This window comes from Roseomonas fluvialis (assembly GCF_022846615.1).
GTDB classification, from domain to species: domain Bacteria; phylum Pseudomonadota; class Alphaproteobacteria; order Acetobacterales; family Acetobacteraceae; genus Neoroseomonas; species Neoroseomonas fluvialis.
The window spans coordinates 958,539-972,241 of sequence record NZ_AP025637.1 but is presented as its reverse complement, the minus strand read 5'-3'; the positions used below and the strand labels follow the sequence as shown (position 1 = coordinate 972,241).

The window sequence follows — 13,703 nt, the reverse complement described above, 5'->3', positions numbered from 1 at the left end:
TCAGGCTGGTTCGAAGATCACGGCGACGCCGGTGGCGAAGCCGGGCGGGCGTGGCGTGGCGGTGCCGAGCACCATCGCGGCGCCGCCCTCGCGCGGCAGCGCGGCGGCGTCGCACTGCGCGCGGCGCGCGATCACCTCGCGCGGGGCGAAGGCCACCGCGCCGCGGCTCGGCGCCGTCGCCACCACACGGAAGTCGCCATCCTGCACGGCGACCGCGTCGATCGCCGCGGCCAGGGCAGCCGCGCTGCCGGCAGGATCATCGCTCGCAACCAGCACGCGCAGGATGCGCGTCGCGCCATTCGCATGTGTCTGCAGCGACGGCACCCACACCGCATCGCGCGTGTGATGCTGGCAGGCGAAGATGCCGAGGCCACCGACACGCGCCGTGACGGGCCAGCGGAACACGCTGAACCGCGCCTCGGTCTCGCGACCATCGGGCAGCGGTACGGGGCGGCTGAAATGCACCGGCCCCACCGCATCGACGCCGCGCGCGCGCAACGCCTCCGCGCCGGCGCCCGCATCCGTGGTCGTGAAGGCCGCGCGATCCAGCCCTTCGCGCGCATCAACGAAATCGCGCAGCGCCTGGTTGTGCGGCGTGGGCGTCACCACACCGAGCAGCTCAAGGTAATCCTCCCCGAACATCATCGTATAGTTGGCGCTGCCGATATGCGCGCTGTGCAGCCCGCGCGGCGAGAGCGTGAAGCCCAGCGCCGCCCATTCCGCCGCCGCGGCATCAAGGTCGCGGACGGCAACGACGAGGTGATCGAGCCCGGTCAGGGTCGGCAGCATGCTCGTCTCCCAGTGCTGCCGGGATACTAGGCACTCCCCGTGATGCACCGCAACACGGCGGGGTTCAGTGCAGCTTGACGCGCGGCTCGGTCCGCCGCGTCAGGCTGCGCGCCAGGCTCGACAGCGCGGTCTTGACGGTGCCGTGCAACGCACGCTCGTGCATCTTGTAGAGCGAACGGTACATCAGCCGGGCGAACAGCCCTTCCACCCACATGCTCTTGCCCGCGAGGAAGCCCATCAGGCTGCCTACAGTAGAATACTCGCCGAGCGAGACCAGCGATCCGAAATCGCGATAGACGAAGGGCTTCAGCGGCTCGCCGGCCAGGCGTCGGCGAATCTGCGCCAGCATATGCGACGCCTGCTGGTGCGCCGCCTGCGCGCGCGGCGGCACCGGACGTTCCTGACCGGGCATCACGCACCACGCGCAGTCGCCGATCGCGAAGACGTCGGGGTCGCGCGTGGTCTGCAGCGTCGGCAGCACCACAAGCTGGTTGCTGCGACTGGTCTCGAGCCCCGCAAGGTCGCGCAGCACCTCCGGTCCCTTCACCCCCGCCGCCCAGACGACCAGCTGGCTCTCGATGACGCGTCCGTCCTTGAGCTCGACGCCATCGGCGGTGACGCGCGTGACCGCGACGCCCGTGCTGACCGCGACGCCCAGGCCCTCGAGCAGCCCCTTCGCCGCCTCCGAGATGCGCTCCGGCAGGCCCGGCAGGATGCGCGGCGCGGCCTCCACCAGGGTGATGCGGATGTCCTTCTCCGCGTCGATGCGGTCGAGCCCATAGGCGACCACCGCGCGTGCCGAGTGGTGCAGTTCGGCCGCCAGCTCCGTGCCCGTCGCGCCGGCGCCGATGATCACCACATGCAATTGCCCCGGCTGGACCGGCTCCTCCTGAGCATGGGCGCGGATGCAGGCATTCACCAGGCGGCGGTTGAAGCGCACGGCCTGTTGCGGCGTCTCGAGCGCGATCGCGTGTTCGCGCACGCCGGGCGTGCCGAAGTCGTTCGTCGTGCTGCCGATCGCCACCACGAGCGTGTCATAGGGCACCGCGCTGCCCTGGGTGATGGCGCGGCCCTCGTCGTCCTGGGTCGGGCCGAGCATCACGGTCTTCGCCGCGCGGTCGAGGCCGACCATCTCCCCGTAGCGATAGCGGAAGTTGTGCCAATGCGCCTGGGCGAGGTAGTCGAGCTCGTGCTCGTCCACATCCATGCTGCCGGCCGCGACCTCGTGCAGCAGGGGCTTCCACAGATGGCCGCGGCTGCGGTCCACCAGCGTGACGCTCGCCTCGCCGCGCTTGCCGAAGCGGTCACCAAGCCGGGTCGCGAGTTCGAGCCCCGCCGCGCCGCCGCCCACGACGACGATCCGGTGGGGCGCTGTACCGCGGGCAGCATCGGGCATGGCGGGGAGACTCCTGACGCGCCGAGCATGGCGGCGCGCCGGCCCGGTCACAAGCATGCCCTGCAGGAGCTATGCCAGGAAGGCGCCGCCATTCACATGGAGGGTCTGGCCGGTCACGTAGCCGCCCTCCGGCCCGGCCAGAAGGCGCACGACGGATGCGATTTCGTCGATGGTCGCCTTGCGGCGCATCGGGATTCCGGCCTCGCGCCCCAGGCCTTGCGGCATGGCGCCGGCGCTGGCACCGCGGGCCGTGTCCACGGCGCCAGGGGCGACGCAATTGGCCCGGATGCCCTGCGGCGCGAACTCCACCGCGATGGCGCGCATCAGCCCCTCCAGCCCCGCCTTTGAGGCCGAGACATGGGCGCGGTTCGGCGTACCCACATGCGTCGAGATGCCCGACAGCGCCACAATCGACCCTCCGCCGCGTGCGACCATGCCGGGCAGCACCGCGCGGGTCAGGATGAAGGCGCCGTCGAGCGCGACTGACAGGATCTCGCGCCATTCCTCGAGCGACATCTCGAGATACGGCGTCTGCCGGCGCAGCCCGGCGTTGCACACCAGGATGTCGACCGGCCCGGCCTGGCCGACCATGCGCGCCACCGCCTCGGGATCCGCCACGTCGGCGAGCATCGCCTCGGCGCTGCCGCCAGCCGCGCGGATCTCGGCCGCCACCGCTTCGATTGCGGCGGAATCCGACCGGCCATTCACCAGCACCCGGGCGCCGTCGCGTGCCAGGCCCAGTGCGATCGCGCGACCGATGTTCTTCCCCGCGCCGGTCACCAGCGCAACCTTGCCTGCGAGCGTCCCGCCCATGCGCGATCCCCCATCCGATGGAAGGCGCGGCGATAGCACGCGCGGCAGCGCGCCCCAAAGGGGGGGGCGTCAGTGGAAGTAGCGCCCGGCGTCGATCACCACGGTCTGGCCGGTCATGGTCTCGGTGCGGCACATGGTCACCACCATCTCGGCGCAATCATCCTTGTCGGCCGCCTTCTTCAGCAGCGATGTCGCGGCCGACCGCTCGACCTGCTCGGGGCGCAGGTTGGCGGTGGCGCGCGTGCCCTCCAGCAGGCCGGGGGCCACGCAGTTCACCAGCGTCTCGGGCGCCAGCGCCACCGCCATGCATTTCGTCAAGTGGATCAGCCCCGCCTTCGACACGGCATAAGCGATGGATGACCCGGTCGGACCCAACCCGGCGACGGAGGCGATGTTCACGATCCGCCCGCGCCCCTGCGCCTTCATCACCGGCGCCACCGCCTTGGTCAGCCGCATCGGGCCGGTGAGGTTCACCGCCATGATCTTCTCCCACACCTCCTCGGTCAGGCTGTCGAGGTCCGGGAAAGGGATCGCCTTGTTGTAGGCGGCATCGTTCACCAGGATATCCAGCCGCCCGAAGCGCGCCGTGACATCCGCCACCAGCTTCGTCACCGCCGCGCCATCGGTGATGTCGCAGCCGAAGGCCGCGGCCTGCACCTGGTGGCGCGCGGCGATCTCACGCGCGACGCCCTCGGCCTGGTCGCGGCTCTGCGCGTACATCACCGCCAGGTGCACGCCCTCGCGCGCCAGCACGTGGCAGATGCGCTGGCCAAGCCCGCCATTGCCCCCGGTTACGAGCGCGACCGCTCCCCTCAGTTCCATGCCCCTGCCTCCCTGTGCCGGCGCCACAGTGGCGCGCGCGGTGCGGCGAGGGCAAGCCAGGCCCCTCGACCGCGCGCGCGGCACGGGCTAAGCGCCGGGCCATGATCCGTCTTGATTCCATCAGCAAGCAGAACGGCCGCCAGCTGCTGTTCATCGAGGCCTCGGCCGCCCTGCAGAAGGGCGAGAAGACCGGCCTGGTCGGCCCGAACGGCGCGGGCAAGACCACGCTGTTCCGCATGATCACCGGCCAGGAACCCCCGGACGAGGGCCTGGTCATCATGGAACGCGGCGTCACCATCGGCTTCTTCAGCCAGGATGTCGGCGAGATGGCCGGCCGGTCGGCGGTGGCCGAGGTGATGGACGGCGCCGGCGATGTCAGCACCGTCGCGGCCGAACTCCGCGACCTCGAGGCCGCGATGGCCGACCCCGCCCGCGCCGACGACCTCGACAGCCTGATCGAGCGCTTCGGCGAAGTGCAGGCCCGCTTCGACGAGCTCGGCGGCTATGCGCTGGAGGGCCGCGCGCGGGAGGTGCTGGACGGCCTCGGCTTCAGCCAGGAGATGATGGACGGCGATGTCGGAAAGCTCTCCGGCGGGTGGAAGATGCGCGTGGCGCTCGCCCGCATCCTGCTCATGCGTCCGGACGTCATGCTGCTGGACGAACCGAGCAACCACCTGGATCTCGAAAGCCTGATCTGGCTCGAGCAGTTCCTCGCGGGCTACGAGGGCGCGCTGCTGATGACCTCGCACGACCGCGAGTTCATGAACCGCGTGGTCAACCGCATCATCGAGATCGATGGCGGCAGCCTGACCACCTATGCCGGCGACTACGCCTTCTACGAACAGCAGCGCGCGATGATGGAGAAGCAGCAGCAGGCGCAGTTCGAACGCCAGCAGGCGATGCTCGCCAAGGAGATCAAGTTCATCGAGCGCTTCAAGGCGCGCGCCTCGCACGCCGCGCAGGTGCAGTCGCGCGTCAAGAAGCTCGAGAAGATCGACCGCGTGGAACCGCCGCGCCGCCGCCAGTCCGTCGCCTTCGACTTCCTGCCGGCGCCGCGGTCTGGCGACGACGTGGTCAATCTGCGCCGCGTCCACAAGCGCTACGGCAGCCGCGTGATCTACGACGGCTTCGACCTGCTGGTGCGCCGGCGCGAACGCTGCTGCGTGCTCGGCACCAACGGCGCGGGAAAGTCCACGCTGCTGAAGCTGGTGGCGGGTGCGACCGAACCCGATGACGGCAGCGTGTCGATCGGCGCCAGCGTGAAGATGGGCTATTTCGCGCAGCACGCGATGGAGCTGATCGATGGCGACCACACCGTGTTCGAAGCGCTGGAACACGCCTTCCCGCGCGCCGGCCAGGGGTCGCTGCGCGCGCTCGCCGGCTGCTTCGGCTTCCCTGGCGACGATGTGGAAAAGCGCTGCCGCGTGCTTTCGGGCGGGGAGAAGGCGCGCCTGGTCATGGCGCAGATGCTCTATGATCCGCCGAACTTCCTGGTGCTGGACGAACCGACCAATCACCTGGACATGGCGACCAAGGAAATGCTGATCGACGCGCTACGCGACTACGAGGGCACCATGCTGTTCGTCTCGCACGACCGGCACTTCCTGGCCGCGTTGTCGAACCGCGTGATCGAACTGACGCCCGAGGGCGTGCATCACTACGATGGCGGCTACGGCGAATATGTCGCGCGTACGGGGCACGAGGCGCCGGGCCTGCGTAGCTGACCCTCGCGGGTCGGGCACCCGGCGCGTCCGAGGTACGCGGACCGTCGGTGCACCGATCGCGCGCAACTCAGATCGCGAATGATCCGACCGCGGGCGCTGTGTCGCCGCGGCCGCCGTCGCGGGCCAGGACCAGCGTGTCCCGGCCCGCGAACCGCCGCTACGGCATCGCGACGTCGATGCCCTGGTAGAAGTAGTTCTGCGCGCGGATCTGGTCGTCCGTCAGCCGCTGCCCGGCGGGAATGACCAGCTGCCCGTCCTGGCGCGTGATCGGCCCTTCGAAGGGCTGCAGCGTGCCGGCGGCGAGCGCGTCGCGGATGCGCGTGGCCTCCGAAACTTCCTCCGGCGACATGTTGGTGAACGGCGCCAGGCGGAACATGCCCGACCCCAGCCCGCCCCAGGTATCGGCCGGGCGCCATGTGCCGTCGATCACCGCGCGCGCGCGATCGACATAATAGTCGCCCCAGTTGTTCACGCTGCTGGTCAGGTGCGCGCGCGGCGCGAAGCGCGTCATGTCAGAGGCCTGGCCGAAGCCGAAGACGCCGCGCTCATTGGCAAGTTGCAGCGGTGCGGGGCTGTCGGTGTGCTGGCAGATCACGTCGCAGCCCTGGTCGACCAGCGCGCGGGCGGCATCGGCCTCGCGGCCCGGGTTGAACCAGGCACCGGCCCAGATCACGCGCACGCGCATCGCCGGATCGACGCTCCAGGCGCCCCGCATCACGGTGTTGATGGCGTGGATCACCTCCGGCACCGGGAAGGACGCGATGTAGCCGATGGTCTTGCTGCGCGACTTGCGCGCGGCGATCACGCCCTGGACGTAGCGGCCTTCGTAGAAGCGCGCGTTGTAGATCGCGACATTGGGGGTGGTGCTGGTGCCAGTCGCGCTCTCGAACATCACGTTGGGCAGCTGCTGCGCCACGCGCAGCGTCGGCTGGAAGTACGAAAAGCTGGTGGTGAAGATCAGCCGCGACCCGGTGCGCGCCAGCTGCGTCGCGACACGGTCGAAGTCGGGGGGGGCCACGCTTTCCACCTGTGTGGCGGTCACGCGGTTGCCCAGCACCTCAAGCATCCGCCGGCGCCCCTGGTCATGCATGGTCGACCAGCCGAAATCGCCCACCGGGCCGATCAGGATGAAGCCGACATTGAGCGGCGCCTGCGCCTGGGCGGCGCCGGGCAGCGCGGCGCTGCCGGCAAGCGCACCGGCGCCGGCGATCAGGGTGCGGCGGGACAGCGTCATGGAACGGGGCCTCCTTGGCGGGTCTGGGCGTGGTCGCGGCGGCGTGATAGCGCAACATGGACAAAAAGCCATGTCGTGATTCGCCGCCCAGCAAGCGCCGTACCGGGTCAGCAAACACCATACCGCGCCCGCCTCAGCGGTCCGCCACGAAGGGGACGCCGAGCGATTGCGGCCCCGCCGCCCCCCCGCCCGCGCCGGCGCGGCGGATGCGCATGATCAGCACCAGCACCACGATGGTGATCAGGTAGGGCAGCGCCGCCAGCAGCTGCGGCGCCACCGGCACGCCGGCCGATTGCGCGTGCAGCTGCAGGATGGTCACACCGCCGAACAAATAGGCACCCACCGCCGCCCGCCACGGCAGCCAGGACGCGAAGACCACGATCGCCAGCGCGATCCAGCCGCGCCCCGCCGTCATGCCCGAGGTCCAGAACGGCGTGTAGACCAGCGACAGATAGGCCCCCGCGAGCCCCGCACAGGCGCCGCCGAACAGCACCGCCAGAAGCCGGATGCGCAGCACCGGATAGCCCAGCGCATGGGCCGAGGCGTGGTTCTCCCCGCAGGCGCGCAGCACCAGCCCGGCACGGCTGCGCGCCAGGAACCACGCCACCCCCGCCACCAGCGCGAAGGATGCGTAGACGAAGGGGTCCTGGCGAAACAGGATCGGCCCCAGGAACGGGATCTCGGACAGGAACGGCAGCTCGACCTTGCCGATACCCGGTCGCTGCACGCCCACGAAGGGCGCGCCGATCACCCCCGACAGGCCGAGCCCGAAGATCGCCAGCGCGAGGCCCGCCGCCACCTGGTTGGCGGCAAGCCCGAGCGTCAGCGCCGCGAACACCAGCGCCATCGCCATCCCGGCCCCGATCGCCGCCAACACGCCAAGCCCGCTCGACCCCGTGACCACCGCGGCCGCGATGCCCGCCGCAGCACCCATGATCATCATGCCCTCGACGCCGAGGTTCAGCACCCCGGCGCGTTCGACCACCAGTTCGCCCACCGCAGCGATCAGCAGCGGCGTGGAGGCGGTGATGACGGTCAGGATGATGGCTTCGAACAGCGTCATGCCAGCAGGCTCCGCACCAGTCGCACGCGGTAGAGCAGCAGCGCGTCGCAGGCCAGCACGTAGAACAGCAGCAGTCCCTGAAGCACGCGCGTCACATCGAGCGGCAGGCGCAGCATGATCTGCGCGTTCTCGCCGCCGATGAACGTCACCGCCAGGAACACGCCCGCCACCAGGCACCCCACCGGGTTCAGCCGGCCGAGGAAGGCGACGATGATGGCGGTGAAGCCATAGCCTGGGGAGATATTGGGCTGCAGTTGCCGCACCGTGCCCGAGGCCTCCAGCACGCCGGCAAGCCCCGCCAACGCGCCCGATATGGCAAACACCGTCCAGGTCAGTCGTGCCGCGCTGAAGCCGGCGAAGCGCGCGGCGCGGGGCGCCTGGCCCACCAGCGTGATCTCGAAGCCCTTGAGCGTCCGCCCGAGCAGGATCGCTGCCAGCGCCACCACCAGCAACATGATCGGCGTGCCGATGTTCAGCCGCCCCTCGCCGAACAGCAGGGGCGCCGTCGCCTCCCGCGCGAAGACGACGGTCTGCGGCATGTTGAAGCCGGCGGGGTCGCGCCACGGCCCGCGCACCAGCCAATCCAGCAGCAGTTCCGCGACATAGACCAGCATGAGGCTGGTCAGGATCTCGTTGGCGCCGAAGCGGGTCTTGAGCAGCGCCGGCACCAGCGCGAACAGCGCACCACCGGCCGCACCCGCCATCAGCATGGATGGCATCAGCCAGGCGCCCGTGGGCGCGCCATGCGTCGCCACCGCCAGCCAGCTCCCGGCCATGGCGCCCATCAGGAACTGCCCCTCGGCGCCGATGTTCCAGTTGCCGGAGCGGTAGCACAGCGCGAGGCCCACCGAGATCAGCACCAGCGGCGTCGCCTTCACCGCGACTTCCTGCAGGCCCCAGGCATCCGACAGCGGCATCACGAAATACACGTGCAGCGCGTGCAGCGGGTCGTGGCCGAGCGCCGCGAAGACCACCACCGCCGAGACCATCATCAGCGCCACCGCGAGCAGCGGGGAAGCGACCTGCAACGCAACCGGCGTGCTCTCGCGCCGTTCCAGGACCAGCCTCATGCAGCGGCCTCGGCGAGGGCGCCGGCGCCGCCCATCAGCAGGCCGATCGCCTCGCGCGTCAGCCCCGCCACCGGCGGCGCGGCGGACAGGCGGCCCTGGAAGATCACCGCGATGCGGTCCGCGATCTCGATCAGCTCATCGAGATCCTGGCTGATCACCAGCACCGCCGCACCGCCGCGCGCCTGGTCGACCAGCGCCTGGCGGATCAGCGCCGCCGCGCCCGCATCCACACCCCAGGTCGGCTGTGCCACCACGAGCAGGGAGGGCCGGCGCAGGATTTCGCGCCCGACCACGAATTTCTGCAGGTTGCCGCCCGATAGGGCGCGCGCCTGCGGGTCCCGCGTGCCCTTGCGGACATCGAAGGCAGAGGTCACCGCATCGACCCAGCCGAGCATCCGGACACGGTCCAGGATCCCGCCGCGCACGAAGCCGTTCGTCGCATGGCCGGCGACCAGCGCATTGTCGGACAGGCGCAGCTGCGGCGCCGTCGCATGGCCGAGCCGTTCCTCCGGCACGAAGGCGGCGCCACGGCGGCGGCGGTCGTTGATGCCCTCGCGCCCGACCGCAACGCCATCAATCGCGACGATGTCGGCGCGCGCCGCCGGCACCTCGCCCGACAGCGCGGCGAACAATTCATCCTGCCCATTGCCGGCCACCCCGGCGATGCCGAGGATCTCGCCCTGCGCCACCTCGAACGAGACGCCACGCAGCCGCGTCCCGTGCGGGTCGGGCGGCGCGAGGTCGAGGTTGCGCACAGCCAAGCGCACCGGCCCCGCCTGGCCGGTCCCGCCGGCGCGCAGCGTTGCCACGTCGGCGCCCACCATCATCCGCGCCAGGCTGGCCGCGGTCTCGGCACGCGGGTCGCAGCGCGCGACAACCTTTCCGTGGCGCAGGATCGTGGCCGCCTCGCACAGGCGCCGCACTTCCTCGAGCTTGTGCGAGATGTACAGCACGGCGCGCCCCTCCGACCGGATGCGCGCCAGCGTGGCGAAGAGCCCCTCGGCCTCCTGCGGCGTCAGCACCGAGGTGGGCTCGTCGAGAATGAGCAACTTCGGGTCCTGCATGAGGCAGCGCACGATCTCGATGCGCTGGCGCTCGCCGACCGACAGGCGCCAGACCTCGCGGTCGGGCTCGAGCGGCAGGCCGTAGGCGCGCGAGACCTCGGCCAGCCGTGCGGCCACGCGCGACACTGGCTCGGCGCGGTCGAGCGCGACGGCGACGTTCTCGGCCACCGTCATGTTGTCGAACAGCGAGAAGTGCTGAAACACCATGCCGATGCCGAGCGCGCGCGCGGCGCGCGGGCTGGGCAGCACCACCGGCCTGCCCTGCCAGAGCACCCGCCCCTCGTTGGGCTGCAGCAGGCCGTACAGGATCTTCACGAGGGTCGACTTGCCCGCGCCGTTCTCGCCGAGCAGCGCATGCGCCTCGCCAGGCAGGACGGTCAGGTCGACATGGTCGTTCGCCCGCAGCGCGCCGAAGCGCCTGACGATCTGCTCGGCCTGCATGAGGGGCGGGCTGTCGGGCATGGGCGGGTTTGCCGGGGAAGGACGCGGCGGGTCCTAACGGAAATGTCATGTGGTGGGAAGTGGTGTTTGCGGGCGCCGTGGCCGGGCCGATCCGCCGCCAGGTCGCCCCGGGTGCAGGCCGGATGTCTGGCAGGCGCTTTACCCGGCAGGGCTCGACCCTACATCCGATCTGGTGGGTGTTCGCGCCCGCTCCGCTGCGGCATCCGGGCACCGCAGGGGTTCGACAGGAGAGACCACGATGACCGAAGGGCAGACCGCGCGCCGCACCCTCCTCACGGCGGCGGCCATGACGATCGCCGGCGGCGTTGCGGCGCCGCTGCGGGCCCAGGGCCTCGCGCCGACGCCGACGATGCGCGGCGGCGCCAACAACTATCTGGCCGGCGCCCCGATCGTGCAGCGCATCGGCGGTGGCGGCTTCTGGATGACCGGTACGGTCCGGCGCGCCGGCGACGGCGCACCGCTGCCGCGCATCCGGATCCAGGTCTGGGCGCATACGACCGAAGGGCACGAGCGCGACCCGCATAGCCACGGCGCGACACTTACCGACGCGAACGGCGTGTTTCGGATCGAGATGCCGCAGATCGTGCCGGCCTTCGGCCAGGCGCACGGGCATCTCGCCTATGACCCGGCGCATGACCCGAACGGCTTCGAGACCGTGTTCCTCCGGCCGGTGATGCGCAGCGCCCGCGACACGAGCCTGAACGTCGATTTCGTCCTGCGGCGGGCGTGACCGGCACGACGCCTTGCGCGCGGTCCTGATCTGGCTGGCGGTGGCGGCGGCGCTCGGCGTGCCGGTCGTCGCCGCGGCCTCGAGCCCGCTGCTCGCCTGGCGTGATGCCGTCTATGTCGCCGCCGGGCTCGCTGGGGTGGTGGCCTTCGGGCTTTTGCTGCTGCAGCCCCTGCTCGCCGGCGGATACCTGCCCGGCGTGCGGATGCGGATCGGACGGCGGGTGCATGCGTGGGTGGGCGCGGGCATCGTGTTGGCGGTGGTGGTCCATGTCGCGGCCCTGTGGCTGACCAGCCCGCCGGACGTGATTGATGCCCTGCTGCTGCGATCACCGACGCCGTTCTCGGCCTGGGGCGTTGTCGCGATGTGGGCGGTCTTCGCGACGGGCCTGCTCGCGGTGCTGCGCGGGCGGCTGCGGCTAAGGCTGATCGTCTGGCGCCTGTGCCACATGGCGCTTGCGCTGGTCATCGTGGTCGGGACCGTGGTGCACGCGCTGCTGATCGATGGGACGATGGAGATCGTGTCGAAGCTCGCGCTGTCCACACTGGTGGTGGCCGCCGGCGTGAAGGTCGTGCTCGATCTGCGGCTGCTGGCGGGGCTTCATCGCCTGGCGCGCCGGGACGGCCGCGCTGGTGGATCACGATCGGATGAACTCGTCTGATCGAGCGAAGGCGGTCGAACACGCGAGGCCCTGGAGGCAGTGCGCCGCGGCTCAGCCGGTCTTCAGGCAGGGGCGTGGGCGAATGGGGCGCCGTTCGTTCGCCGCTTGCATCACGGCCTCGCGGACGCCTCGGGTTTCCACACGGGCATGTCTCAGTCGCGCGGCGTCTGCCGATCATGCCGCGATGCTTCGAGCAGGCGCAGCGCCTTCCGCGAGACCTTGCCGGAGGTGGTTTCAGGCAGTTCCTGCAGCAATTCGATGATGCGCGGCACCTTGTATCCGCCGAGGCGCTGTCGGACATGCGCCTGCAAGGCCTCGATGAGCGCGTCCGTACCGGCCTCGCCGGGACGCAGCCGGATGAAGGCCTTCACGATCTGCCCGCGCGCCGGATCAGGCAGGCCGATGACGCCGCAATCCGCGACGGCCGGGTGACTGGCCAGGCAATCCTCGATTTCGGCAGGGCCGATGCGGAAACCGGCGCTCTTGATCAGGTCGTCCGTGCGGCCCCGATAGAAGAAGTAGCCCTCCGCGTCCCGCATCGCGAGGTCGCCGGTGCGCACCCAGGGGCCGAGCCGCATGGCCTGCGTCAGCGCGGGCTGCCCCCAATAGCCGAGGAAGAGTGTCGCGCAGGCCTCGGACGTGACGATCTCCCCGACCTCGCCATCCGGCACCGGCGCGCCGGCCTCGTCCACCAGCAGCGCACGATGCCCGGGCAGTTCGAACCCCATGGAGCCGGGCCGGGGCGCGCGCAGCCGTGTGCAATTGCCGATCATGTGGTTCACCTCGGTCAGCCCGTAGCCCTCGTTGCAGGCGACGCCGAGTTCCTCGGTCAGCCACCGAAGCGTGGCCCCCGGCAGCGGTTCGCCACCGGTCCAGACGGTGCGCAGCCGGAGGCCCGGCCAATGGCGCCGGGGCTGTTCGACCTGCGCCAGGCGCTTGAGGGCCGTCGGTGTCATGAAGCTGTGGGTGACGCCGTGGCGCCGCATGAACTCATAGGCCCATTCGGCACTGAAGCGATGCTGGCTGGCCACGATGGTGTGGCCATGGAACCAGGCCGGCAGCACCGTGTCGTTCCAGCCACCGACCCAGGCCCAGTCGGCCGGCGTCCAGAACACCAGACCGGGTTCGTCCATCTCCAGATTGTAGAAAAGCGAGGTGGACACGTTGTAGGCCCACAACACCCGATGCGCGTGCAGCACCCCTTTCGGCAGTCCGGTCGAGCCGGAACTGTAGATCAGCAGCGCAGGATCTTCCGCCCGCGTAGCAACGGGGACGAAGCCCCCGGTGGACCCAAGCCCGGCCCAAGGCAATTCGCCGGCCTCCGGATCGCCCGTCACCACGACATGGCGCAGGGCCGGGCAGGTCCCGATCTGCGGCTTCAGCGGCGCCCAGACGCGCTGCTCCGTCAGCAGGATGCCCGCCCCGGAATCGCGAAGGATGTGGCCGACCGTCTCGGGACCATACAGCTGGGAGACCGTGACCACGATGCCGCCCAGATAGTAGATGGCGAGATGGCCGATCGCGGCTTCGATGGATTGTCCCAGATGCAGGGCGATGCGGTCGCCGGGCCGCGCGCCCAACGCAGCCAGACCGGCCGCGAAGGCGCGTGCCTGGCTGTCCAGCTCAGCATACGACAGGGTGGTGACGCTGCCATCTTCGGCCTCGCAGACCAGCGCCGTCCGGCGCGCGGCAGCGCCGTTGGCGTGGCGGCCGACGGTATCCGCGGCGATGTTGGCCAGGGGCGGGATGACGATGCGCATTGCGCCGGTCGCCGGATCGGGTGCCAGGTTCAGCGTCGCCAGCAGCGCGGCAGGGTCTGGAGTTTCACCACTCACGTACGCACATCCCCGCCAGCGCATGGAAATGTCTTCATCCGGA

12 protein-coding genes are annotated in these 13,703 nt (G+C 70.6%); 3 read left to right on the top strand and 9 right to left on the bottom strand.

Annotated elements, in window-relative coordinates; all coding sequences use genetic code 11:
• From MWM08_RS04755 to MWM08_RS04740, 4 genes are all read right to left on the bottom strand, one after another.
• Positions 1-789, bottom strand: a complete 789-nt coding sequence (locus tag MWM08_RS04755) for a VOC family protein (RefSeq protein ID WP_244458327.1) — start codon at positions 787-789, stop codon at positions 1-3.
• 64 nt (positions 790-853) lie between these two features.
• The gene (locus tag MWM08_RS04750) at positions 854-2,185 is read right to left on the bottom strand and encodes an NAD(P)/FAD-dependent oxidoreductase (RefSeq protein WP_244458326.1); all 1,332 of its coding nucleotides are present in this window, start codon (positions 2,183-2,185) and stop codon (positions 854-856) included.
• A gap of 69 nt (positions 2,186-2,254) precedes the next feature.
• The gene (locus tag MWM08_RS04745) at positions 2,255-2,998 is read right to left on the bottom strand and encodes an SDR family NAD(P)-dependent oxidoreductase (RefSeq protein WP_244458325.1); all 744 of its coding nucleotides are present in this window, start codon (positions 2,996-2,998) and stop codon (positions 2,255-2,257) included.
• 69 nt (positions 2,999-3,067) lie between these two features.
• Entirely contained in the window at positions 3,068-3,820 is a 753-nt protein-coding gene (locus MWM08_RS04740) for an SDR family NAD(P)-dependent oxidoreductase (RefSeq protein WP_244458324.1), read from the bottom strand.
• Positions 3,821-3,921: 101 nt separating this feature from the next.
• On the opposite strand from MWM08_RS04740, the gene MWM08_RS04735 reads away from it, so the two are divergent.
• Positions 3,922-5,544 (top strand): ABC-F family ATP-binding cassette domain-containing protein, encoded by a 1,623-nt coding sequence (locus MWM08_RS04735; protein WP_244458323.1) that lies wholly within the window; start codon positions 3,922-3,924, stop codon positions 5,542-5,544.
• 157 nt (positions 5,545-5,701) lie between these two features.
• Here MWM08_RS04735 and MWM08_RS04730 read toward each other — a convergent pair whose 3' ends face one another.
• The 4 genes from MWM08_RS04730 to MWM08_RS04715 form a co-directional block, all read right to left on the bottom strand.
• On the bottom strand, positions 5,702-6,778 hold the full coding sequence (locus MWM08_RS04730; protein ID WP_244458322.1) for a BMP family ABC transporter substrate-binding protein: 1,077 nt from the start codon (positions 6,776-6,778) through the stop codon (positions 5,702-5,704).
• A gap of 133 nt (positions 6,779-6,911) precedes the next feature.
• Positions 6,912-7,841 (bottom strand): ABC transporter permease, encoded by a 930-nt coding sequence (locus tag MWM08_RS04725; protein ID WP_244458321.1) that lies wholly within the window; start codon positions 7,839-7,841, stop codon positions 6,912-6,914.
• Positions 7,838-8,911, bottom strand: coding sequence for an ABC transporter permease (locus MWM08_RS04720; RefSeq protein WP_244458320.1), 1,074 nt, complete (start codon positions 8,909-8,911; stop codon positions 7,838-7,840). Before MWM08_RS04720 ends, MWM08_RS04725 begins: the two co-directional genes overlap by 4 nt.
• Positions 8,908-10,437, bottom strand: a complete 1,530-nt coding sequence (locus MWM08_RS04715) for an ABC transporter ATP-binding protein (protein WP_244458319.1) — start codon at positions 10,435-10,437, stop codon at positions 8,908-8,910. The genes MWM08_RS04720 and MWM08_RS04715 overlap by 4 nt, the downstream gene beginning before the upstream one ends.
• 238 nt (positions 10,438-10,675) lie before the next feature.
• Between MWM08_RS04715 and MWM08_RS04710 the strand changes: the two genes are divergently transcribed.
• On the top strand, positions 10,676-11,167 hold the full coding sequence (locus MWM08_RS04710) for a peptidase associated/transthyretin-like domain-containing protein (protein WP_244458318.1): 492 nt from the start codon (positions 10,676-10,678) through the stop codon (positions 11,165-11,167).
• A 13-nt stretch (positions 11,168-11,180) separates the two neighbouring features.
• A complete protein-coding gene (locus MWM08_RS04705; RefSeq protein WP_244458317.1) occupies positions 11,181-11,825 on the top strand; it encodes a ferric reductase-like transmembrane domain-containing protein in 645 nt (214 codons plus the stop codon).
• A gap of 152 nt (positions 11,826-11,977) precedes the next feature.
• On the opposite strand, the gene MWM08_RS04700 is transcribed toward MWM08_RS04705, so the two are convergent.
• A complete protein-coding gene (locus MWM08_RS04700) occupies positions 11,978-13,660 on the bottom strand; it encodes an acetate--CoA ligase (RefSeq protein ID WP_244458316.1) in 1,683 nt (560 codons plus the stop codon).
• Between the last annotated feature and the right edge of the window lie 43 nt (positions 13,661-13,703).

Coding starts and splice junctions, on each gene's coding strand:
- MWM08_RS04755 (WP_244458327.1), bottom strand. CDS start 789: ATGCTGCCGACCCTGACCGGGCTCGATCACCTCGTCGTTGCCGTCCGC.
- MWM08_RS04750 (WP_244458326.1), bottom strand. CDS start 2,185: ATGCCCGATGCTGCCCGCGGTACAGCGCCCCACCGGATCGTCGTCGTG.
- MWM08_RS04745 (WP_244458325.1), bottom strand. CDS start 2,998: ATGGGCGGGACGCTCGCAGGCAAGGTTGCGCTGGTGACCGGCGCGGGG.
- MWM08_RS04740 (WP_244458324.1), bottom strand. CDS start 3,820: ATGGAACTGAGGGGAGCGGTCGCGCTCGTAACCGGGGGCAATGGCGGG.
- MWM08_RS04735 (WP_244458323.1), top strand. CDS start 3,922: ATGATCCGTCTTGATTCCATCAGCAAGCAGAACGGCCGCCAGCTGCTG.
- MWM08_RS04730 (WP_244458322.1), bottom strand. CDS start 6,778: ATGACGCTGTCCCGCCGCACCCTGATCGCCGGCGCCGGTGCGCTTGCC.
- MWM08_RS04725 (WP_244458321.1), bottom strand. CDS start 7,841: ATGACGCTGTTCGAAGCCATCATCCTGACCGTCATCACCGCCTCCACG.
- MWM08_RS04720 (WP_244458320.1), bottom strand. CDS start 8,911: ATGAGGCTGGTCCTGGAACGGCGCGAGAGCACGCCGGTTGCGTTGCAG.
- MWM08_RS04715 (WP_244458319.1), bottom strand. CDS start 10,437: ATGCCCGACAGCCCGCCCCTCATGCAGGCCGAGCAGATCGTCAGGCGC.
- MWM08_RS04710 (WP_244458318.1), top strand. CDS start 10,676: ATGACCGAAGGGCAGACCGCGCGCCGCACCCTCCTCACGGCGGCGGCC.